The sequence below is a fragment of the Halomonas salsilacus genome, from assembly GCF_051216275.1.
Taxonomy (GTDB): domain Bacteria; phylum Pseudomonadota; class Gammaproteobacteria; order Pseudomonadales; family Halomonadaceae; genus Halomonas.
Map to the genome: position 1 here is coordinate 73,718 of NZ_JBPKAQ010000003.1, position 20,809 is coordinate 94,526.

Here is a 20,809-nt window from a genome sequence, read left to right on the forward strand (position 1 = left end):
GATTGTACCGGTTATGGGCGCCGTTCACACCGTCTGGAGACGCTCGAGGTTATTCCGGCGACAGGTCCCGGAGCGCCGGACCGACAAGTGGGCGCTGTGAACCCCTCCCTGGGCGCTACCGACGCCATCCCTGGCGTAGGACCCCCTCTACGACCTGTCCCCGCCGCCTCTCACTAAGAGGCTGCTCAGTCGTGGCGTTCGACATTGAAGATGCTCTGCAGTTTGTGCTTCTTGCCGTAGAGATGCACCGTGGTGGCGTCGAAGGGAAAGCGTTCAAGATAGGGGCTGTCGGCGTTGAAGCGCGGCTTGTGGGCGTTGATCATGGCCGCCGCCAGGCGCTCCCGATTGGCGCTGCCACACAGGCCCACCGCATACCAGATCTCCTCGTCGGGCTGCGGGAAAGTGTGCCACCTGTCACGATGCCCGTCATGCTGCAGGCCATGACGGGCGCCGCGGTGCTCACCCACGTAGAGCAGCTCCTGGACGTCCATCTCTTCGGTCTCGGGGTCCTTCGCCGCGCGGAACACGCAGTAGATGCCGGACTCGTCCGGCACCTCCTTCAGTGTCTCCTCGGTCCAGTAGCCAAGCATCTTGGGGGACAGGATCTGTTCGCTCATGATGACCTCCTCAGTAGTCCTCGAGCCGCTGCATATCGCGGGCGATGCGCCTTACCTCGGCCTCGTGGCCGTTGGAAAGGGACTCGAAGAAGGCTTTCTCGTCGCTGCCCCCCGCCAATTCCATGCGATGGACGTAGAGGTCCTGGAGGGTGCGGTGAGCCGTGAGGGCGGTGGAGAGCACGCTCTGCACGGTCTCGCAGTCGATGCAGCCGGGCAGGCGCTCGAGCACCGGTGGATGGGGAAAGTCCGCCGGATCATCGAACCAGGTCTCCAGCACCTTGCTGTGATCGCTGCCATCCGCCAGATAGCCGGTGAGGTCGTTCTCCTGCTTGCGCTCGCGCTCGGCCAGGTAGTCCAGCGCCATGCGTACCCGCTCGTCCACGCCACCCCCGGCCAGTGTGGAGTATTGCTCGGCGAGCCGCCGATGGTAGCCGGCCGCCCAGTCGACCAGTTCCTTTACCTGATGGAATCGCATGGCACCTCCTCTCTCGTCGTTATCGTCGCGGGCGCGGTGCCGCCCTGCTCCTGTCTTCATCCTAGCCAAGGGCGGGGCGGCGTGCTTGACGTGTATCAACGACAGACGATGAAGGGCGCTGATGTCGGAACTGATGGCAGCGTTAGCGCAGCAGGGAGGCGTCGACGGGCACGAAGTCGCTGGCCGCGCGCACCAGGGAGTCTGCGGTGAGGGGCGCCACTCCGACGACGGTCACCTTGACCCCGAAGCGCTCGCGCAGGCGGCTCACCAAGAGATCGAAGTCACCGTCGCCGGAGACCAGCACCAGATGATCGACCAGCGGCCCCGCCTCGATGGCGTCCAGGGTGATACCTACGTCCCAGTCGCCCTTGGCGGAGCCGTCGCTGCGCTGGATGAAGGGCTTGAGCTTCACGTCAAAGCCGATGCCGCGCAGGATGGCCTGGAACTGACGCTGGCGGGGGTCACCGCGCTCCACCGCGTAGGCGTTGGCCACCACCACCTCCCGGCCCGCCGCGAAGCGCGCCCAAAAGGCGTGGTAGTCGAAGTGCCGCCCGAAGGCATCTCGGGTGGTGTAGTAGACGTTCTGGACGTCGATGAAGAGGGCGATACGTTCCACTCGCTCTACCACTCCTGGCTGGTTTCGCGCAGGGCGGCGAGCTCGGCCTTGGCCTCGGCGAGGCACCAGCGCAGCTCCTCTCCCAGCGCCGCACCGCTGCCCACGGCGATCAGCCCGGCGGAGGCCCCGGTGCCGCGGCGGGCCACACCCTCGCTTGCGTGCAGCGCCTCGAGCCTGGCGATCAGCCAAGCCAGCCAGCTGGCGGACTGGGCGGCCAGCTCGCGCAGGCGGTGCAGCTCGGCGATGCCGGCCCCCTCGGCGCCGAGCAGCTCGCGCCAGTCATGGCGCTCGAGCCGAGCGTGCTCGGTGACCTCGCGCAGCAGCGACTGCAGCGCCAGCTCGAAAAGCGCCAGGGCGCCCTCCTCCGCCGCCATGCGCCGCGCCTCGGCGTGCTCGTCGGTGCTGTCGGGCAGGTCGAGCAGCAGCTCGGCCTGGTAGAGCAGCTGGTTAGTGCGGGAGCGGGGCGTCACTTGCGCTTGTCCTCCACCTGCCAACGGTTGCCGTCGAAGGTGGCCTTCCAGCCGGTGGCCTTGCCCTCCTCGTCGGTCATCACGAACTGCTCCTTGGCCTTGCGCGAGAAGCGGATCTGGGCCGGGCGGCCGTCCGGGTCCTCGCTGGGCGCGTCGAGCAGATAGCGGTACTTTTCGGGGAGCTCCTCGACGTGGGCCTTGAGTTCCTTGACCAGCGGCGGGCGGGTCTCGCGGTTCTTGGGGAACTTGCTGGCCGCCAGGAACAGGCCGCTGGCCCCGTCGCGCAGCACGTAGTGGTCATCGACCTTCTGGCACTCGAGCTCCGGCATGTCGATGGGATCCATCTTGGGCGGCGCCACCTCACCGCTGCGCAGCAGCTTGCGGGTGTTCTTGCACTCGCTGCCGGTGCAGCCGAAATACTTGCCGAAGCGACCGGACTTGAGCTGCATCTCGCTGCCACACTTGTCGCACTCGATGGTGGGGCCATCATAGCCCTTGATGCGGAACCTGCCCTTCTCCACCTCGTAGCCATCGCAGTCCGGGCTGTTGCCGCAGATATGCAGCTTGCGGGTCTCGTCGATCAGGTAGCTGTCCATGGCAGTGCCGCACTTCGAACAGCGGTGCTTGGCGCGCAGGGCGTCGGTCTCCGCCTCCTCGTCCGCGTCGGCGGCGACCGCTTCCTCCCCGGGCAGCAGGTCGATGGTGGTCTTGCAGCGCTCCTTGGGCGGCAGATTGTAGCCCGAGCAGCCCAGGAAGACCCCGGTGGAGGCAGTGCGGATCTGCATCTTGCGCCCGCAGCTGGGGCAATCGATATCGGTGGGCACCGGCTGGTTGGGGCGCATGCCTGCCTCGCTTTCGGCCTCCTCGAGCTCCTTCTTGAACTCGGCATAGAAGGCGTCAAGCAGCGCGCGCCAGTTGCGCTCGCCCTCGGCCACCTCGTCGAGACCGTCCTCCATGCGCGCCGTGAAGGAGAAGTCCATCAGGTCGGGGAAGGACTCCTTGAGGCGCTCGGTGACGATGTCGCCGAGCTTCTCGGCATAGAAACGCCGGTTCTCCAGCTTGACGTAGCCGCGATCCTGGATGGTGGAGATGATTGCCGCGTAGGTGGAGGGCCGGCCGATGCCGCGCTTCTCCAGCTCCTTGACCAGGCTCGCCTCGGTGTAACGGGCCGGGGGCTTGGTGAAGTGCTGCAGCGGGTCCAGGGAGGCCAGGGTCATGGGCGTGCCCTCGGCAAGGTCCGGCAGGGACTGGTCCTCGTTCTTGCCGGCCGGCTTCATCACGCGGGTGTAGCCGTCGAACTTGAGCACGCGGCCCTTGGCCTTGAGCTCGTAGCCGTCGACCTCCACGGTCAGGGTGCTGGAGAGGTACTCGGCCGGGGTCATCTGGCAGGCCACGAACTGGCGCCAGATCAGCTCGTAGAGGCGCTCGGCGTCGCGTTCCATGCCGGTCAGGTCGGTGGCACGGTGCCCCACGTCGGAGGGACGGATCGCCTCGTGGGCCTCCTGGGCGCCCTCCTTGCTCGAGTAGCGATTGGGGGCCTCGGGCAGGTAGCGCGGACCGAACTCCTCGCCGATAAACTCGCGCACGCTCTCCACCGCATCCTTCGAAAGGTTGGTGGAGTCAGTCCGCATATAGGTGATGTAGCCCGCCTCATAGAGGCGCTGGGCCAGGGTCATGGTCTTCTTCACCGAGTAGCCCAGCCGGCTGCTGGCGGCCTGCTGCAGCGTCGAGGTGATGAAGGGAGCATTGGGCCTGGAGCTGGTCGGCTTGTCTTCCCGCGAGGTGATGGCAAGCGACGCCTGGCGCAGCGCGGCGATGCGCTCCAGGGTCTCGGCCTCGGAGGTTGGCCGGAAGGCCTTGCCGTTCTGGCGCACCAGTTCGAAGCGCACCGGCTCCTCGTCTGATGCCCCGGACGCCGGGACCAGGTCGGCGTGGACGTCCCAGAACTCCTCCGGCACGAAGGCGCGGATCTCGCGCTCGCGCTCGACAATCAGGCGCATGGCCACCGACTGAACCCGCCCGGCCGAGAGGCCCCGGGCGACCTTGGCCCACAGCAGCGGCGAGAGCATGAAGCCGACCACCCGATCCAGGAAGCGCCGCGCCTGCTGGGCCTCGACCCGCGGAATATTCAGGGTGCCGGGATCCTGGAAGGCCTCCTGGATGGCGTTCTTGGTGATCTCGTTGAAAACCACGCGCTTGTAGCGCGCGTCGTCGCCGCCGATGGTCTCGCGAAGGTGCCAGGCGATGGCCTCCCCCTCGCGGTCGAGATCGGTGGCGAGGTAGACGGTCTCGGCCTTCTGGGCCAACTTCTGGAGTTCGGCGACCACCTTCTCCTTGCCCGGCAGGATCTCGTAGTGGGCCTCCCAGCCATGCTCGGGGTCGATGCCCATGCGCCGGATCAGCTGCTCCCGGGACTTGCGCTTCTTGTACTCGACCTTCTCGTCCGGCGACATCTTGCGGGTCAACGCGGCCTGGCGCGCGCGCTCCTTGGGATCCGAGGCCGCCTTGCCCGAGCCGCTGGTCGGCAAATCACGAATATGACCCACGCTCGACTTCACGATGAAGTCGTTGCCGAGATACTTGTTGATCGTCTTGGCCTTGGCGGGGGACTCGACGATGACCAGTGACTTTCCCATAGTGCTCCACTGAAAGTGCACGGCGTGGACCTCGAGTCCTCGCCTGACAATGCCATACCGCCCTGATACGGCGGGCGAAAAATGCGCCTACCCTACCCCAGCGTCCCCCGTCGCGCCAGTGGACGCTCCGGGTTGGCGCCTACTGACCCTAGACCGCCTTCTCGTGAGAGGGCAAGCCCGCCATCAAAGACAGCGCCCCCGCCACAAAGTGGCAGGGGCGCTGCGAGGGGAGGCGCAAAGCCAGGATCAGCGCTTGTTGCCACCCGGCTTGCGACGCGTGGTCGTGGTCCGGCGCCGCGTGGCGGCCGGCTCGGCCTTGGCGACGGACTCGGCCTTGGCGACGGGCTCGGCCTTGGCGACGGGCTCGGCCTTGGCGACGGGCTCGGCCTTGGCGACGGGCTGGGATTCCATCAGGCCCTCCAGGTCAGTCAGGGCGAGGCGCTGGGCCTCGGCCTGGCTGGCTACCCAGGCCTGGGCCTCGGCCCGCGCCTCAGCCTCGAGGATCGGCGCCTGGTCGATGGCCTGCTCGAAGAGACCCTGCACCCGAGCCAGGCGCTCGGTGGAGTGCTCGGAGAGCTCACCGCTGGCCGCCAGCACGTGCTCGATGTGCTTGAGGTGGCCGGCGATCTGCTCCGCCGTCTGCCCCTTGAGCAACTCGGGCAGCGCCTCGACGGCCGCCTCCCGATCGAGCTTGAGGATGAAGAACTGCTCGCGCATCAGCCGCTTGAAGTCTGCCACGGTGAGCTGAGGCTCCAACTCGGCATGGGTAGCTCGCAGGCGCTTGAAGTTGCGCTCGTCGGTGGAGGGCGCCCCACCCAGCACGAAGATCAGCGCCCGGATCACAGCCTCGTGGCTGCCGCCCTCGGCGACATGCTCGCTGAGTTCGGCCTGGCGACGGGCGATGAAGCGGCGGTGCTCCGGCTCTGACCCCGGGCGGCGACGATGCACGTGGGCGTCACCGCCCAGGCCCACCAACGACTGCAGCAGCGGCTGGCCGTAGACATCCAGGAAGAGTCGCTCGGTGGCGCCGTCGCGCAGGTCACGCCAGGCGTTGAGGCTGCCGGTGACCTGGCTGGAGGCGATAGACTCCAGGACCCGAAAGAGGTTCTCCTCGTCCACCAGGTGACGGTCGGCGCGAATCTTTTCGGCCAGTACCGGGATCGCGTTCATCAGCGGGTTGCGGTCGGAGAAGAGGCGATAGCCCATCCGGTTGGGATGCATGCGGCGCATCCAGTGAGCCGACTCGGGGGTGGCCATGCCGCGCACCCAGGGCTGCACGAAGAGCCGATAGAGGCCCAGGTTGATCTCCGACAGTCGCGCCACGGTGGCGAAGCGGGTATCGTCCTCGGGGCTGTGCTGCACCACTTCGTCGAGCTCCTCGATGCTGCGGGACGTGAACTCCAGCAGATAGTCGCGCTCGATCAGCTCGGCGTCGTCGCGCTGGGCGGCATCCGACACGGTGGTCTCATAGAGTCCCGGCGGCAGCACGTCGATATAGTCCATATTGGCCGTGAACTCGGCGTGCTCCTTGCGGGAGACACTACCCGACACGAAGATGCCCAGATGGCCAGTGGTGTCATGGACGCAATAGACGATGGTCTGCTCGCTGGCCACGATGTCATCCACGTCTTCATAGAGGTCGCGCACCCAGCCCAGCGCCTGGGGCGGCGGCGTGATGTCATCGCCCTTGGAACAGAACACCACCACCGGCGAGCGCAGATTGCGCAGGTCGATGCGCCGGCCATCGGAGGTGACCAGCTGGGCGGTGGAAAGACGGTTGCCGACGAACAGATTGTCGACGATGTACTGGATTTCGTTGCCGCCGAGCACCACGTGACCGCCCCACCAGCGCTCGAACTCCAGGTAACGGCTGGCCTCGGTGTCGATGTTGGCATAGAGGCGATACTGCTTGGTCCAGAAGGTGTTGGCCGGATTGAGGTTCTCGAAGTTCTGCACCAGCCAGGCGCCGTCGAACTGGCCATCACCCAGGTCGCTGAACAGGGAGGTCATCCAGCTGCCGCCGGTCATGCCCCCGGCGTAGCGCATCGGGGCATTGCCGCGCTGGCCGGCCCAGTAGGAGAGCGGCGCACCGGCGATCAGGATCGGCCCGAACAGGTCGGGCTCCAGCGACGCGGCCATCATGATCTGCCAGCCGGCCTGGCAGTTGCCCACCACCATGGGCTTTTCGGCCCCGAGCTCGCCGTGGAGGCGATTGACGTGACGCACGAAGGCGATCTCCGCCTCCACCACGTCTTCCACGCTCTGACCCGGCTCCGGGTAGGGCAGAAAGCCGATGAAGTAACAGGGGTGGCCGGCACGTAGGGCCACGCCTAGCTCGCTGTCGGGCTTGAAGCCGCCGATCCCCGGGCCATGTCCGGCACGGGGATCGACCACCACGAAGGGGCGCATCTGTGGGTCGGTGGGGTATCCCGAGGGGGGCAGGATACGCAGCAGTTCATAGTTGACCGGACGCGACAGGTCGCGGCCATCCATCAATACCTCGGCATCGAAGCCCAGTACGCTGGGCTTGGTCTGTTCGATGTGTTCGAGGTACTGGTTACCACGTACGCGCATCACATCCATGAAGAGCACGCTGCGCTCGAAGGCATCCAACCAGTAGCGGCCCGCCGCGCGTCCGAACCCGAAGGGGTCGAGCAGCGTCAAGGTGGCGGCCGGGGGAGTCGGCATCGGAAGATTCATCGCGAGCTCCTGGCATTGCGGTCAGAGGAAGGGGGACATCGGGCCGCGGATAATACGCGAACCTTGCTGCAATGCAATATAACGTAATAACAACGATACGGCGAGTGAAACCTCATTGACCTGTAGCGCTATACAAGGTTTACGGACTTGATTATACGTTCAGCGGCCCCACAAGCGAGGCGGCACTTTCCACGCCCAGCAGCTCCTCGAGGCCGCGCCGGCCACGGCGCCGCGCCTCATCGGGGGTGCGACCCCAGGCCGTGAGGCGTGCCTCTCCCCCCGTCACGGGGGCGCGGTCCAGGCGCAGGCCCAATCCCGACGGCAGCCAGGGCGATCCGGGGCGGCGGCGCCCCGGGCCCGGGAGGGCGGAAGATGCTCACGTGATGGCTGTCTCCTTGGCGATGGCCCCGGCGGGGCCGGCGGTGCTAGCATGAATCTCGGACCGACAAGAGGCCGGCGGCGCCATCCGGCAAGCGATCATGACCACTCCCAAGCTGCTCAACAAGCTGACCTTTCGCCAGCTGCAGGTGTTCCAGGCGGTGCACGACCAGCACTCCTACTCCCGGGCGGCGGAGCAGCTCGGGCTGACCCAGCCCGCGGTCAGCGCCCAGATCCGCCAGTTGGAGCAGGCGCTGGGCCAGCCGCTGTTCAAGTATGCCGGCAAGACCCTGCACGTGCTGCCGGCGGCGGATGCGCTGGCGGCCTCGGTACGCGCCATCTTCGGCCAGGTCTCTCGGCTTCAGATGGCCCTCTCGGACATGTCGGGCACCATCCGTGGCGAACTCAATCTGGCGGCGGTCTCCACCGCCCAGTACGTGGTGCCTCACCTGCTGGCGCGCTTCCGCGCCCACTTCCCCAACGTCCAGGTGCGCCTCAAGGTGTGCAACCGCAGCCAGGCCCTGGAGCGCCTGGCGGAGCGGCGCGACGATCTGGTAATCATGGCTCGGGTGCCCGAGGATCGCGACCTGGTGATCATGCCGATCCTCGACAACGAGATGATCCCGCTGGTGTGGCCCGGCCACCCACTGCTGCAGGTGGCTGCGCCGACCCTTGAGGATTTCGCTCGTCACTATGTGCTGATGCGCGAGCCCGGCTCAGGCGTGCGCAGCGCTTTCGAGGAGCTGGCCGCCGAACAGGACGTGAGCCTGGCCCACCGCATCGAGCTGGGCACCAACGAGGCCATCAAGCAGGGGGTGATGGCCCAGTTGGGGGTGGCCGTACTGCCGCGCCTGGCAGTGCGTCTGGAGCTTGAGGCCGGGCTGCTCGAGGCGCTCAGCCTGCCCGGCTTTCCGCTGCGCCACTCCTGGTGCACCGTCTATCCACGCGATCGCTTTCCCACCCCGGTCACCGAGCTGTTCCTGCGCTTTGTGCGCGAGCACCTGGCGGAGTTCCATGCCCACTTCCAGGCGCCGCCCCGCCCGCTGCCCAACCACAATGTGGTCTGCCTGCCGCTGTCGAACTGACCCCAACCTTCGCCCGGGTCATGGCAGATGCCGGCACCGCCCACGCGGCGATGCCCAGGCGCCGCGACTATGGTAGATTATTGGGCCGATACCCAGTAACCATCAGCGCGCCCCGCGGCTCTGACCCCTTGCCGGCAAGCCTGCCCGCAAGAAGCGTCCACGATCCCCGGGGCGGGCCGAGCGAAGGGGCTCACACCCATGAGCGACAGCACCTCGAAACACGTCCCCAGCGGCGAGAAGTTCCGCACCCAGCAGGGCTTTGCCGCCATCAAGGACGGCATCAAGCAGCGCCGAGAGCCGGAGGAGAAGGCCGCCGACCCGGGCCGCAAGCCCAAGTGGCTGCGCGCCCAGATTCCCGGCGGCGAGCGCTTCGAGGCCGTCAAGCGCAACGTCAGCGAGCATCGCCTGAGCACCGTGTGCGCCGAGTCCCACTGCCCCAACATGGGCGAGTGCTGGAGCAACGGCACCGCCACCATCATGCTGATGGGCTCGGTGTGTACCCGCGCCTGCCGCTTCTGCGCCGTGGACACCGGGAACCCCGGCGGTTGGCTGGACGCCGAGGAGCCGGCCAACACCGCCAAGTCGGTGGAGCTGATGGGGCTGCGCTACGTGGTGCTCACCTCGGTGGACCGCGACGACCTGGACGACGGTGGCGCCGCCCACTACGCGGCCTGCATCCGCGCCATCAAGACCAACACCCCTGAGGTGGTCGTGGAGGCGCTGACGCCGGACTTCGACGGCGCCCATGCCGCCATCGAGCAGGTGGTCGACTCGGGCCTCGAGGTCTTCGCCCAGAACGTCGAGACCGTGCAGCGTCTGACCCAGCGGGTGCGCGACCCCCGCGCCGGCTACCGCAAGACCCTGGACGTGCTGGCCCATGCCAAGCGCCATCGCCCCCAGGTGCTGACCAAGACCAGCCTGATGCTGGGCCTGGGCGAGCGCGACGAGGAGATCCTCGCCACCTTCGACGACCTGCGCGAGATCGGCGTGGATATCGTCACCCTGGGCCAGTACCTGCGTCCCACCCGCAACCACTTGGCCGTTGAGCGCTGGGTCACCCCCGAGGAGTTCGAGCGCTATCGTCAGATCGGACTGGCAAAGGGCTTCATGGAGGTTGCCTCTGGCCCGCTGGTGCGCTCCAGCTACCGCGCCGACCGGGTGTTCGAGAAGAACAACCTGGGCCTGGCCGCCCCGGCCGCGGTGCCGGGACAGACGCCGGATCCCGATCGTATCGACGCCATCAACGTCGGGTAGTGCCCAGGCCCAGGCCTAGGTTCCAGGACCGAGGGCCCTGACAAGCTGCCGCCCCAGCTCGAGCGCCAGGCACTCCGCCAGGCGCTCCCCTACTGACTCTACCCCAGGTGCCTCCATCCCAGACGACGCCTCCCCCGCTCCCTCCATGCCGGGGCGGGAGGGGAGGAGATCCACCAGGCGCGTCATCGCCATGCCGGCATAGCCGCAGGGGTTGATGCGAAGGAAGGGGGAGAGGTCGCCATCGACGTTCAGCGCCACGCCGTGGAAGCTTCCGCCGCGGCGGATGCGCAACCCCAGCGAGGCGATCTTGGCCTCGCCCATGTCCGTTTCCACATAGACACCCGGCGCATCGGGGCGCGCCCGTGCCGCGATGCCCTGCTCGGCGAGCAGCGCGATCACCGCGTTCTCCAGTCCGCTCACCAGATCGCGCACGCCCAGGCGCGAGCGGCGCACGTCGATTAACGGATAGAGCACCACCTGGCCGGGCCCATGGTAGGTCACCTGACCGCCGCGATCAGTCTGCACCACTGGAATATCGCCGGGCATCAGCAGGTGCTCGGGACGGCCCGCCTGCCCCTGGGTGAATACCGGTTCATGCTCCACCAGCCAGAACTGGTCCGGTGTCTGGGCGTCGCGACTGTCGGTGAGGTCGCGCATCGCCTGCCACACCGGCGCATAGGGGCGCCGACCCAGGCGGTGCAACTCGATGGGCGGCAACGACTGGGGTCGCGATGAATCTCGGGAGGGCTGCTCAGCAGGCGACGAAGAGGCGCTTGACCCCATCACACCACCATATGCACGCGGCCGGTGGCCTTGAGCTCCACGAACAGCGCCCGGAGCTGAGCCTCGCCGGTGGCGCGGATGGCCAGGCGCACCGACTGGAAGCGGCCGTTGCGGCTGTCCACCACCCGCAGGTTGGTGGCGTCGAAGTGCGGGTCGTGGCGGGCGACCACCTGGCAGACCATGGCGGCAAAGTCCTCGGCGGCATCGCCGACTACCTTGAGCGGATAGCGGCAGGGGAAGGTGATCTTCGGCGGCTTGCCGGCGACCGGCCGGCTCGGCTGGCGCAGGTCGCGCAGGGACTTGTCGTTCATGGGGATTCCAGCGGGTCGTGGATATACAGACATTTTACGCAACCCGCCGGAGAGAGACCACCGAAGGCCTAGCCGAACCAACCGCCGACCAGGTTGGAGAAGAAGCGGCGGACCTGGTCGACCAGCTTCTTGACGAAGCCGCCCTCCTCCACCGACTCGAGCGCTACCAGCGCCTGTTCGCCCACTACCTCCTCGCCGAGGCGCACCTCCAGGGTGCCGACCCGCTGACCGGCCTCGATGGGCGCGGCCAGGTCGCCCTGGATATCCAGGCGAGCGGTGAGCTCCTCGTTGCGAGCCCGCGGCACCGTCATCATCACATCGCGGTCGACGCCCACCGGCAGCTGATTGCTCTCGCCGCCCCATACGCGGGGGGTGTTGAGCACCGAGTCGGCGTCATAGAGCTTGACGGTCTCGAAGTAGCGGAAACCGTAGCTCAGCAGCTTCTGGGTCTCCTGGGCGCGGGACTCCTCGGAGCTGGTGCCCATCACCACGGAGATAAGCCGCATGCCGTCGCGCTTGGCGGAGGCCACCAGGCCATAGCCCGCCTCGGTGGTCCAGCCGGTCTTCAGTCCGTCCACGGTAGGGTCGCGCCACAGCAGCCGGTTGCGGTTGGGCTGGCGGATGTCGTTGAAGGTGAAGTACTTCTCGGCGTAGATCGCGTAGTGCTCGGGGTAGTCGTTAATGATGTACTGGGAGAGCAGCGCCATGTCGCGGGCCGAGGAGTACTGCTCCGGATGCGGCAGGCCAGTAGCGTTGGCAAAGCTGGTGTTGTGCAGGCCCAGGCGGGTGGCGTGCTGGTTCATCAGGTCGGCGAAGGGCACCTCGCCCCCCGCCAGGTGTTCGGCCACGGCCACGCTGGCATCATTACCGGAGGCGATGATGATGCCGTAGAGCAGGTCGCGAATGGAGACCTGGGTGTCCACCTCGATGAACATCTTGGAGCCCCCGGTGCGCCAGGCGTTCTCGCTGACCCGCACCATGTCCTTCATGGTGATGTTGCCTCGGTCCAGTTCGCGCTCCACCAGGTAGGCGGTCATCAACTTGGTCAGGCTCGCCGGTGGCAGGCGCTCGTCGGCATTGTTCTCCACCAGCACCCGGCCACTGTCGGCATCCATCAAGAACCAGGACTTGGCGGCGAGCTGGGGCGGCGAAGGAATCATGACCTGGGGCTGGGGCACCGGCACGCTCTGGGCCGAGGCCAGCGTCGATGCCATCAGCAGGCAGGCCAGCAGCGCCGGGATCAGCCGCAGGCGGCGAAGGGATAACAACTCTCTCATCGGGACAGGTCTCATGGAACGCTCAGGGAAAAAGGAATGGGGCGCCGATCAGTCGGCGCCGTTGACAACAAAGCTCTGCTCGAAACCGGCGCGGCGCAGCTCGCCTCGCACCGGCTCCACCTGGTCAGCGCTGGCCAACGGGCCGACCTGCACCCGGTGCACGCCGGTCGAGGTCGCCACCCGCACTGGGCGCGAGAGCTCGGCCTCAAGCCTGGCCTGCAGCGCCTGGGCGCTCTCGGCGGAGCCCAGGGCGGCAATCTGCAGGAAGATGGGGCTCTCGGTGGAACCCCGGTTGGCGCTGGCGCTGCTGGCGACCGTCGACGAGGCATCGGCCACCGGGGCGACCTGCAAAGCGGAGGCAGCCGCCACCTGGCGGGTCGCATGGCGGGCCGGTGGGGCCGCCGCAACAGTCGCGGCGCCGTTACGCGAGGCGGCGTTGCGCGACCCGCCGCCGTTCTCGGCCAGCCATTGCTCCACGTCGATGGCCTCCACCTTCACCCGGCCGGTACCGCGATCCAGGATGTCCAGGCGCGCCGCGGCGGCATAGGAGAGGTCGATCTCGCGGTCGTTGTGGAAGGGGCCACGGTCGTTGACCCGCACGATGGCCGAGCGGCCATTGTCCTGGTTCGTGACCCGCACGTAGCTGGGCAGCGGCAGCGAGCGGTGGGCGGCGCTCATCTTGTACATGTCGTAGATTTCGCCGTTGGAGGTGGCGTAGCCGTGGAACTTCTCGCCATACCAGGACGCCGTGCCCTGGCGGGCATAGCCGCGGGCATCAGGCAGCACCCGGTAGGTCTTGCCCCAAACCTCATAGGTCGAACGATTGCCGCCCCTGGAGGGTGCCTCGAGGCGCGGCACCGCATCGGGAATGCGGCTAACGTCCGGGGGATCCATGGGATAGGCATCGCCGGACATGGCGTAGCGCCCGCCCCCACCTGTGGGCGACGTCGAAGAGACGGTCCGAGACTCGCCAGACTCCGACGGGGCCTGGCCGCCGCCGGCGCAGCCCGCCAGCAGCACCACCGCCGCCGCCGCAAGCCACACACGAGACGTCATGAGCGCTCCTCCCCGTCGGCATGGACGGCATCCAGCCAGTGGGCATCCAGCGCCCGCGCCGCGGCGATGGCCTCGGCAAGTTCGGTGACCGCCATGGCATAGAGGTGGCTGTGGTTGTAGCGGGTGATCACGTAATAGTTGTGATCGCCCAGCACATAGCGCCAGTGGCCCTCGCCGTCTTCCAGGGAGACCGGCAGCAGCGGCCGGTCGACGTCGAGCTCGTCGGGCACGGTGATGCCTGCCTCGGCCACGGCGCTCGCCGGAACGGCCGGCGGGCGCGCCGCGCGGTTGAAGTCGATGCCCTCTGGCGGCGTCGAGGGCCCCTCGGCATTGTGGTAGATCGGCTCGCCGGCGCGCCAGCCATGCTCGGCAAAATAGTTGCCCACGCTGCCGATGGCGTCCACCGGGTTGGTCCAGAGGTCGCGGAGGCCGTCGTCGTCGAAGTCCACGGCGTAGGCGCGGTAGCTGGTGGGAATGAACTGCGGATAGCCCATGGCCCCAGCGTAGGAGCCGGTGAGCTCGCCGGGTTCGAAGCCCTGCTCATGAGTGATTTCGAGGAAAGCGGCCAGCTCGCCCCGGAAAAAGCCGCCGCGGGTCGGGTGGTGGAAGGCCAGGGTGGCCAGGGAGTCGATCACCCGGTGGCGGCCGGTGAAGCGACCATAGCTGGTCTCGACGCCGATGATGGCGGCGATCACCTCGGCGGGCACGCCATACATCGCCTCGGCCCGCTCGAAGGCATCCCGGTGCACTTCGAGGAAGGTGACGCCGCGGTGGATGCGCTCGGGCTGCAAGAAAATCTCGCGGTACTCGTCCCAGCGCAGGCGACGCTCGGCGGCGCCGGCCATGGCGTCCAGCACGCCCTGCTGGAAGTCGGCAGAGGCCATGGCAGCCTCCAGCCAGTCGCGCTCGATGCCCTTGCCGGCCAGTTCCTCGACCAGTTCGCGCGTCTCGGCGTGGCGGCGCGGATCGAAGTCCGCCGCCAGGGGGCTCATCGACACGCCCAGGGCGGCCATCGCGACCAGCGCCCTCACGCCATGGTTTCGAATCCGTAACATGCAGCTCTCTCCCTGATTCGGCACCCGGATGCCCGCAGCGGCCCTAGCGCGGGAGCAAGCGGCGGTGCGCGTGAATGGCCATGAGAATACCGAAACCCGCCATCAAGGTCACGCTGGAGGTGCCGCCGTAGCTGACCAGCGGCAGCGGCACGCCGACGACCGGGAGGATGCCGCTGACCATGCCTACGTTGACGAAGACATAGATGAAAAAGGTCAGGATGATGCTGCCCGCCACCAGGCGCCCGAAGGTGTCCTGGGCGCCGGCGGCCAGCCACAGGCCACGGCTGATGATCATCAGGTAGAGCAGCAGGATCGCCACGATGCCGACCAGGCCGAACTCCTCGCCGAGCACGGCGACAATGAAGTCGGTATGGCGCTCGGGCAGGAACTCCAGCTGGGACTGGGTGCCCTGCAGCCAGCCCTTGCCGAACACCCCGCCGCTACCGATGGCGGTGGTGGACTGGATGATGTTCCAACCCGACCCCAGGGGGTCGCTGTTGGGATCGAGGAAGGTCAGCACCCGCTGGCGCTGGTAGTTGTGCAGGTTCATCCACAGCAGCGGCAGCGCCGCGGCGGCGATCACCGCCAGGGCAGCGATGAAGCGCCAGGAGAGCCCCGCCAGCAGCACCACGAACACCGCCGCCGAGGTCACCAGCAGCGAGGTGCCCAGATCGGGCTGCTTGGCGATCAGCACGACCGGCACGGCGATTAGCACTAGACATACCGCGATGTCACGCAGCCGCGGGGGGAGCTCCTGGCGGCTCAGGTAGGCGGCCGCCATCAGCGGCACGGCCAGCTTCATCATCTCCGAGGGCTGGAAGCGGATGACGCCGGGGATCACCAGCCAGCGCTGGGCGCCCATGCCGACGTCACCGAACAGCTCCACCGCCACCAGCAGCATCACGCCGAGACCATAGACCGGCAGCGCCCAGCGCAGCAGGGTCGACGGCGACAGCTGGGCGAGGAAAAACATCACGGTAAGCGCCACCCCGAAGCGGATGCTCTGGGCGAACACCGCCTCGATGCGCTGGCCACTGGCGCTGTAGAGCACCACCAGGCCCGCCGCCATCAGCACCAGCAGCATGCCCAGCAGCCAGGGGTCCAGGTGGAGGCGCTCCCAGAGGCTGCGGCGACGGGAGATCCCGCTGGCCGGGGCGCGTACCGGGTGGGGTCGCAGCACCCGGGAGAGGTCGATCATGCCCATGGGTCAGTTCCCCGCGACTCGGCCATCGTCATCCTCCATTGCCTCGCGTAGCTCTTCCACGTCGGGCTCGCGATCCCTGAGCAGCCAGGCGTCGGTCATGGCCCGGGCCAGGTGGGCGGCGTGGGTACTACCACCGCCGGCGTTCTCGACGATCACCGATACCGCGATCTGCGGGTCCTCGATGGGGGCGAAGGCCATGAACAGCGCGTGGTCGCGCAGCCGCTCGGCCAGTTCCTCGGCGTTGTAACGCTGGTCCTGGCCCAGCGAAAAGACCTGGGCGGTACCGGACTTGCCGGCCATGCGGTACTCGAGCCCCACCCCGGTGCGCCGCGCCGTGCCCTCGTGGCCGGTCATCACCTTCTCCATGCCGGAGAAGATACGGTCCCACCAGGCGTCGTTGGGCATCGCGATGTCGGCCGGGGTCTCGGGTACCCGCTCGGGCACCGGCACATCACCGATGCGGCTGGCCATGCGCGGTTTGACCCACTGGCCGCGGTTGGCGAGCACCGCGGTGGCGGTGGCCAGCTGCAGCGGCGTGACCTGCCAGTAGCCCTGCCCGATGCCCACCGAGAGGGTCTCCCCCGGGTACCAGGGCTGGTTGAAGCGACCCCGTTTCCAGTCCCGCGACGGCATCAGGGCCGTGCTCTCGCCAAAGATGTCGTGGCCCACCCGCTGTCCGAAACCGAAAGCACTCATGTTCTCGTGGAGCCGGTCGATGCCCAGTTCGTGGGCGAGAGAGTAATAGTAAGTGTTATTGGAGACGGCGATGGAGCGCTCCATATCGACCCGGCCGTGTCCCCAGCGCAGCCAGTTGCGGTAACGCCGGGTATCGTTCGGCAGCTGGTAGAAGCCCGGATCGTTGATGGTCCGATCCGGGGTGATCACCCCTTCGGCAAGGCCCGCATAGGCCAGGAAGGGCTTGATGGTGGAGCCCGGTGGGTAGTGGCCGCGGATCGCCCGGTTGTAGAGCGGCAGGTCGAGGTTCTCCTGCAGCCCCCGGTAGGAGGCCACGTCGATACCGGTAACGAACTGGTTGCTGTCAAACCCCGGGGCCGAGACCATGGCCAGGATCTCCCCGGTCTGCGGCGCGATGGCCACGATGGAGCCCCGTCGGCCATCCATGAGCTCGAAGGCCAGCTTCTGCATCTTCTTGTCGAGGGTCAGGGTCAAGTGCTGGCCCGGCACCGGATCGGTGCGCCCCAGCTCGCGCAGAACCCGCCCGCGGGCATTGGTCTCGACCTTGCGCAGTCCCGCCTGACCGTGCAGCTCCTCCTCGTAGAAACGTTCGGCGCCGGTCTTGCCGATGAAGTGGGTGCCGGCGTAGCGACCGGTGTCCAGGGTCGCCATCTCCTCGGCGTTGATGCGTCCCACATAGCCCAGGGCATGAGCCATCACCTCGGCATCCGGGTAGTAGCGCAGCAGCTGGGCCTCCACCTCGACCCCGGGCAGCAGATGCCGGTTCACCGACAGCCGAGCGATCTGATCCTCGTCCAAATCGCTCATCAGCAGCGCCGGCTGGAAGGGGCGCTGGCGCTGACGGGAGCGCAGCCGGAACGCCTCGGCCTCCTCGTCGGGCAGCTCGAGCAGATCCACCAGCAACGCCAGGGTGGCGTCCAGGTCGTCGACCCGCTCGCGCACCAGGGTGAGGTTGTAGGTGGGTCGGTTCTCGGCCAGCAGTGCGCCGTTGCGGTCGTAGATCAGCCCGCGGGTAGGCGGCAAGGGCTCGACCCTCACGCGATTCTTCTCGGAGCGGGTGCTGTAGACCTCGTGCTGGACCACCTGCAGGTAGGCCAGCCGACCCATCAGCAGGCCGGTCAATGCGAAGACCAGCACCACGGCCAGCAGGGCGCGCACCCGGAAGATGCGCAGCTCCTGCTCGGGGCTCTTGAGATTGTCGTGGCTCTTGCGCATCGCTCTCTCGGCCGGACGGCGGCCCGGTCAGCGGTGGTAGGGGTGGCCCACCATCAGGGTCCAGGCGCGGTAGAGCTGCTCGGCGAGCAGGATCCGCACCAGCGGGTGAGGCAGGGTCAGGGGCGACAGCGACCAACGCTGGTCGGCGGCAGTGGAGAGCCCCGCTTCGAGGCCGTCGGGGCCGCCCACCAGCAGTACCACGTCGCTCCCGGCGAGGCGCCAGGCCTCAGCCTGCTCGGCGAGCTGCTCGGTGCTCCAGGGCTTGCCGCCCACCTCCAGGGCCACGACATGCTCGTCACCGCGCAGTCGGGCGCGAATCCGCTCGGCCTCCTGGGCCATGGCACGGGGAATGTCAGCATTCTTGCCGCGCTGGCCGGGGGCGATCTCCTCCACCTCCAGGGGGAAGTCACGCGGTAGGCGCTTGCGGTACTCCTCGACGCCCTCAGTGACCCAGGCGGGCATGCGGGTGCCCACCGCCAGCAGCCGGACCCTCATGCGCCGGTGGCCTCGCCCTCGCTGCGTTCAGCGTCGCTGGGCAGATCGGCCCACAGGCGCTCGAGGTCATAGAGCTGGCGGGTTTCCGGCAGCATCACGTGGACCACCACGTCACCCAGATCCACCAGCACCCAGTCGGCGCCATTCTCGCCCTCGACGCCCAGCGGCTGGAGGTCGGCTTCCTTGGCCTTCTGGACCACGTTATTGGCCAGTGCCGACACGTGACGGGTGGAAGTGCCGCTGGCGATGACCATCAGGTCGGTCACGCTGGTCAGGTGCGAGACATCCAGCAGGGCGATGTCCTTGGCCTTGAGGTCTTCCAGCGCGTCAATCGCCAGAGTCTTGAGTGCGTCAGTATGCATAGGGTCTTCTGTCTGAATGTCGTTGATGAATCATTGTACCGGGTTGACCGCGCGCTGGCAGCGCCCGTTCCCTCCCTTCTTTGGCTTGCCACACCCCTCGGGGCTACCCCCTCGGCGGTGTGCTCAAGTCAGTATCGGTAGAGGCCGTGCTGCATCAGGTGGCGCTCTACCGCCTCTGGGAGCAGGTAGCGAACGCTCCTGCCTTCGGCCAGGCGTCGGCGCACCTCGGTGGCCGAGATCGCCATGCGCGAGGGCAGCGCCAGGCGCAGCAGGCCGCCGGCGGGGCGCGACATCAACGCCTCCGCGTCCGCCACCTCGCGGCCCGCGATCAGCGCCTCGAGGGGCGCGGGCAGGGGCGCCTCGAAGTCGGGCCGGTCGATCACCACCAGGTGGGCCAGGGTGAAGAGCCGTTCGGGCTCGTGCCAGTCGGCCAGGCGCAGGAAGGCGTCATGACCCAGCGCCATCACCAGGCGCGCCTGCCCGCCGACCTCCTCGCGCAGCGAGGCAAGGGTGTCGGCACTGAAGGAGGGGCCATCGCGGTGCAGCTCCCGGGGGTCGGCGACCAGGCCGGGGGTGTCGCCGATGCCGAGGCGCAGAATCGCCAGGCGCTGCTCCGGGGAGACCCGCGGCTCGCCGCGCAGCGGCGGCACGCAGGCCGGGATCATGTGGACCCGGTCCAGCTCGAGGAACTCGCGAAGCTCCACGGCGCTGCGCAGGTGGCCCAGGTGCACCGGGTCGAAGGTACCGCCGAGCATGGCGAGGCGCACCGGCCTGGGCGGGTCAACCGCACCCGCCGGCAGCGGCAGGTGTGTGCCTTCGCTCACTGGCGGATCTGGCCGTCGCCCAGCACCACATACTTGCGCGTAGTGAGCCCCTCGAGGCCCACCGGTCCGCGGGCATGCAACTTGTCGGTGGAGATGCCGATCTCGGCACCCAGCCCATACTCGAAACCGTCCGCAAAGCGGGTGGAGGCGTTGACCATCACCGAGCTGGAGTCCACCTCGGCCAGGAAGCGCCGCGCCAGGCCGTAGTCGCGGGTGACAATGGCATCAGTGTGATGGGAACCGTGGCGCTCGATGTGCTCGATGGCGGCCTCGATGCCATCCACCACGCGCACCGCGAGCACCGGGGCCAGGTACTCGGCACCCCAGTCCTCCTCGCTGGCAGCCGCCGCCTGGGGCAGGATCGCCCGGGTGCGCTCGCAGCCGCGCAACTCGACGCCGTGCTCGGCGTAGGCGCCGGCCAGACGGGGCAGCAGGGCCTCGGCCACTGGCGCATCCACCAGCAGGGTTTCCATGGTGTTGCAGGTGCCGTAGCGGTGGGTCTTGGCGTTGACGGCAATGGCGAAGGCCTTGTCGAGGTCCGCCGTGGCGTCCACGTAGACGTGACAGACGCCGTCCAGGTGCTTGATGACCGGCACCCGGGCCTCGCGGGAGATCCGCTCGATCAGCGACTTGCCGCCGCGGGGGATGATCACGTCGACGTACTCGGGCATGGCAATCAGCCGGCCCACGGCGGCGCGGTCGGTAGTGGCCACCACCTGCACGGCGCCCTCGGGCAGGCCGACGTCGGCCAGACCATCGCGCAGGCACTCGGCGATGACGGCGTTTGAATCACGCGCCTCACTGCCGCCGCGCAGGATCGCCGCGTTGCCGGACTTGAGGCACAGGCTGGCCGCCTCCACGGTGACGTTGGGCCGCGACTCGTAGATGATGCCGATCACCCCCAGCGGCACGCGCATCTGCCCCACCTGGATGCCGCTCGGCCGAAAGCGCAGGCCGTCGATCTCGCCGACCGGATCGGGCAGGGCCGCCACCTGGTGAAGCCCCTCTATCATGGCGTCGATGCGCGCCGGGGTAAGTTCCAGGCGGTCGAGCAGCGCGGCATCGAGCCCCCCGGCCCTACCGCGGACCATGTCCTCCGCGTTGGCCGCGGCGATCGCCTCGCGGCGTGCCGCCAGGTGCGCCGCGATGGCCAGCAGGGCGGCGTTCTTGGCACCGCTGGAGGCGCGGCGCATGGCCGCCGCGGCCTTGCGGGCTGCCTGACCGAGGCCGGTCATGTAGGCATCGACGTCCCGGATCGCCTCGTCGGTGGAGATGACTTGTGCTGACATGCCGAAAGGGG

At 68.0% G+C, this 20,809-nt stretch carries 20 protein-coding genes; 2 read left to right on the plus strand and 18 right to left on the minus strand.

Annotation, left to right across the window (positions count from 1 at the left end):
• Window positions 1–185: 185 nt before the first annotated feature.
• The 7 genes from ACR80S_RS05855 to ACR80S_RS05885 all read right to left on the minus strand — a co-directional run bounded on the left by ACR80S_RS05855 (window position 186) and on the right by ACR80S_RS05885 (window position 7,800).
• On the minus strand, window positions 186–617 hold the full coding sequence (locus tag ACR80S_RS05855) for a hypothetical protein (protein ID WP_435400322.1): 432 nt from the start codon (window positions 615–617) through the stop codon (window positions 186–188).
• A 10-nt stretch (window positions 618–627) separates the two neighbouring features.
• Window positions 628–1,092 carry a 2-hydroxyacyl-CoA dehydratase gene (locus tag ACR80S_RS05860; RefSeq protein ID WP_435402803.1) on the minus strand — a complete coding sequence of 155 codons (465 nt, stop codon included), beginning with the start codon at window positions 1,090–1,092 and terminating at the stop codon, window positions 628–630.
• A 142-nt stretch (window positions 1,093–1,234) separates the two neighbouring features.
• The gene (locus tag ACR80S_RS05865; protein WP_435400324.1) at window positions 1,235–1,708 is read right to left on the minus strand and encodes an NYN domain-containing protein; all 474 of its coding nucleotides are present in this window, start codon (window positions 1,706–1,708) and stop codon (window positions 1,235–1,237) included.
• Between the two features lie 5 nt (window positions 1,709–1,713).
• Window positions 1,714–2,178 carry a DUF6586 family protein gene (locus tag ACR80S_RS05870; RefSeq protein ID WP_435402804.1) on the minus strand — a complete coding sequence of 155 codons (465 nt, stop codon included), beginning with the start codon at window positions 2,176–2,178 and terminating at the stop codon, window positions 1,714–1,716.
• Window positions 2,175–4,814 (minus strand): type I DNA topoisomerase, encoded by a 2,640-nt coding sequence (gene topA / locus ACR80S_RS05875; RefSeq protein ID WP_435400326.1) that lies wholly within the window; start codon window positions 4,812–4,814, stop codon window positions 2,175–2,177. Before topA ends, ACR80S_RS05870 begins: the two co-directional genes overlap by 4 nt.
• 246 nt (window positions 4,815–5,060) lie before the next feature.
• A complete protein-coding gene (locus ACR80S_RS05880; RefSeq protein WP_435400327.1) occupies window positions 5,061–7,514 on the minus strand; it encodes a DUF3141 domain-containing protein in 2,454 nt (817 codons plus the stop codon).
• Window positions 7,515–7,665: 151 nt separating this feature from the next.
• Window positions 7,666–7,800 (minus strand): hypothetical protein, encoded by a 135-nt coding sequence (locus tag ACR80S_RS05885; RefSeq protein WP_435402805.1) that lies wholly within the window; start codon window positions 7,798–7,800, stop codon window positions 7,666–7,668.
• A gap of 193 nt (window positions 7,801–7,993) precedes the next feature.
• Here ACR80S_RS05885 and ACR80S_RS05890 point away from each other — a divergent pair, with 193 nt between their 5' ends.
• Both ACR80S_RS05890 and lipA read left to right on the plus strand, forming a co-directional pair.
• Entirely contained in the window at window positions 7,994–8,977 is a 984-nt protein-coding gene (locus tag ACR80S_RS05890; RefSeq protein ID WP_435402806.1) for a LysR family transcriptional regulator, read from the plus strand.
• Window positions 8,978–9,175: 198 nt separating this feature from the next.
• Window positions 9,176–10,231 carry a lipoyl synthase gene (gene lipA / locus ACR80S_RS05895; protein WP_435402807.1) on the plus strand — a complete coding sequence of 352 codons (1,056 nt, stop codon included), beginning with the start codon at window positions 9,176–9,178 and terminating at the stop codon, window positions 10,229–10,231.
• A 15-nt stretch (window positions 10,232–10,246) separates the two neighbouring features.
• Here lipA and lipB read toward each other — a convergent pair whose 3' ends face one another.
• The 11 genes from lipB to ACR80S_RS05950 all read right to left on the minus strand — a co-directional run bounded on the left by lipB (window position 10,247) and on the right by ACR80S_RS05950 (window position 20,798).
• A complete protein-coding gene (gene lipB, locus ACR80S_RS05900) occupies window positions 10,247–10,888 on the minus strand; it encodes a lipoyl(octanoyl) transferase LipB (protein ID WP_435400400.1) in 642 nt (213 codons plus the stop codon).
• Between the two features lie 125 nt (window positions 10,889–11,013).
• Entirely contained in the window at window positions 11,014–11,325 is a 312-nt protein-coding gene (locus ACR80S_RS05905) for an HP0495 family protein (RefSeq protein WP_435400330.1), read from the minus strand.
• A 68-nt stretch (window positions 11,326–11,393) separates the two neighbouring features.
• The gene (locus tag ACR80S_RS05910; protein ID WP_435402808.1) at window positions 11,394–12,602 is read right to left on the minus strand and encodes a D-alanyl-D-alanine carboxypeptidase family protein; all 1,209 of its coding nucleotides are present in this window, start codon (window positions 12,600–12,602) and stop codon (window positions 11,394–11,396) included.
• A 48-nt stretch (window positions 12,603–12,650) separates the two neighbouring features.
• Window positions 12,651–13,658, minus strand: coding sequence for a septal ring lytic transglycosylase RlpA family protein (locus tag ACR80S_RS05915; protein ID WP_435402809.1), 1,008 nt, complete (start codon window positions 13,656–13,658; stop codon window positions 12,651–12,653).
• Complete coding sequence (mltB, locus tag ACR80S_RS05920) at window positions 13,655–14,713, minus strand: lytic murein transglycosylase B (protein ID WP_435402810.1); 1,059 nt, start codon at window positions 14,711–14,713, stop codon at window positions 13,655–13,657. Before mltB ends, ACR80S_RS05915 begins: the two co-directional genes overlap by 4 nt.
• 43 nt (window positions 14,714–14,756) lie before the next feature.
• Window positions 14,757–15,917, minus strand: coding sequence for a rod shape-determining protein RodA (gene rodA, locus ACR80S_RS05925; RefSeq protein WP_435402811.1), 1,161 nt, complete (start codon window positions 15,915–15,917; stop codon window positions 14,757–14,759).
• Window positions 15,918–15,920: 3 nt separating this feature from the next.
• Complete coding sequence (gene mrdA, locus ACR80S_RS05930) at window positions 15,921–17,828, minus strand: penicillin-binding protein 2 (RefSeq protein ID WP_435402812.1); 1,908 nt, start codon at window positions 17,826–17,828, stop codon at window positions 15,921–15,923.
• Between the two features lie 27 nt (window positions 17,829–17,855).
• Window positions 17,856–18,323, minus strand: coding sequence for a 23S rRNA (pseudouridine(1915)-N(3))-methyltransferase RlmH (rlmH, locus tag ACR80S_RS05935; protein WP_435402813.1), 468 nt, complete (start codon window positions 18,321–18,323; stop codon window positions 17,856–17,858).
• The gene (gene rsfS / locus ACR80S_RS05940; RefSeq protein WP_435400337.1) at window positions 18,320–18,685 is read right to left on the minus strand and encodes a ribosome silencing factor; all 366 of its coding nucleotides are present in this window, start codon (window positions 18,683–18,685) and stop codon (window positions 18,320–18,322) included. The genes rlmH and rsfS overlap by 4 nt, the downstream gene beginning before the upstream one ends.
• 128 nt (window positions 18,686–18,813) lie before the next feature.
• Window positions 18,814–19,440 (minus strand): nicotinate-nucleotide adenylyltransferase, encoded by a 627-nt coding sequence (gene nadD, locus ACR80S_RS05945; RefSeq protein WP_435402900.1) that lies wholly within the window; start codon window positions 19,438–19,440, stop codon window positions 18,814–18,816.
• Window positions 19,441–19,505: 65 nt separating this feature from the next.
• The gene (locus ACR80S_RS05950) at window positions 19,506–20,798 is read right to left on the minus strand and encodes a glutamate-5-semialdehyde dehydrogenase (protein ID WP_435402814.1); all 1,293 of its coding nucleotides are present in this window, start codon (window positions 20,796–20,798) and stop codon (window positions 19,506–19,508) included.
• Window positions 20,799–20,809: the final 11 nt, after the last annotated feature.

Excerpts from the sequence above, each read along its gene's own strand:
- rodA (WP_435402811.1), bottom strand. The coding sequence starts at position 15,917 with ATGGGCATGATCGACCTCTCCCGGGTGCTGCGACCCCACCCGGTACGC.
- ACR80S_RS05950 (WP_435402814.1), bottom strand. The coding sequence starts at position 20,798 with ATGTCAGCACAAGTCATCTCCACCGACGAGGCGATCCGGGACGTCGAT.
- topA (WP_435400326.1), bottom strand. The coding sequence starts at position 4,814 with ATGGGAAAGTCACTGGTCATCGTCGAGTCCCCCGCCAAGGCCAAGACG.
- mltB (WP_435402810.1), bottom strand. The coding sequence starts at position 14,713 with ATGTTACGGATTCGAAACCATGGCGTGAGGGCGCTGGTCGCGATGGCC.
- ACR80S_RS05855 (WP_435400322.1), bottom strand. The coding sequence starts at position 617 with ATGAGCGAACAGATCCTGTCCCCCAAGATGCTTGGCTACTGGACCGAG.
- ACR80S_RS05910 (WP_435402808.1), bottom strand. The coding sequence starts at position 12,602 with ATGAGAGAGTTGTTATCCCTTCGCCGCCTGCGGCTGATCCCGGCGCTG.
- ACR80S_RS05860 (WP_435402803.1), bottom strand. The coding sequence starts at position 1,092 with ATGCGATTCCATCAGGTAAAGGAACTGGTCGACTGGGCGGCCGGCTAC.
- ACR80S_RS05905 (WP_435400330.1), bottom strand. The coding sequence starts at position 11,325 with ATGAACGACAAGTCCCTGCGCGACCTGCGCCAGCCGAGCCGGCCGGTC.
- lipA (WP_435402807.1), top strand. The coding sequence starts at position 9,176 with ATGAGCGACAGCACCTCGAAACACGTCCCCAGCGGCGAGAAGTTCCGC.
- ACR80S_RS05915 (WP_435402809.1), bottom strand. The coding sequence starts at position 13,658 with ATGACGTCTCGTGTGTGGCTTGCGGCGGCGGCGGTGGTGCTGCTGGCG.
- lipB (WP_435400400.1), bottom strand. The coding sequence starts at position 10,888 with ATGCGCGACCTCACCGACAGTCGCGACGCCCAGACACCGGACCAGTTC.
- rsfS (WP_435400337.1), bottom strand. The coding sequence starts at position 18,685 with ATGCATACTGACGCACTCAAGACTCTGGCGATTGACGCGCTGGAAGAC.
- rlmH (WP_435402813.1), bottom strand. The coding sequence starts at position 18,323 with ATGAGGGTCCGGCTGCTGGCGGTGGGCACCCGCATGCCCGCCTGGGTC.
- nadD (WP_435402900.1), bottom strand. The coding sequence starts at position 19,440 with ATGCTCGGCGGTACCTTCGACCCGGTGCACCTGGGCCACCTGCGCAGC.
- ACR80S_RS05890 (WP_435402806.1), top strand. The coding sequence starts at position 7,994 with ATGACCACTCCCAAGCTGCTCAACAAGCTGACCTTTCGCCAGCTGCAG.
- ACR80S_RS05880 (WP_435400327.1), bottom strand. The coding sequence starts at position 7,514 with ATGAATCTTCCGATGCCGACTCCCCCGGCCGCCACCTTGACGCTGCTC.
- mrdA (WP_435402812.1), bottom strand. The coding sequence starts at position 17,828 with ATGCGCAAGAGCCACGACAATCTCAAGAGCCCCGAGCAGGAGCTGCGC.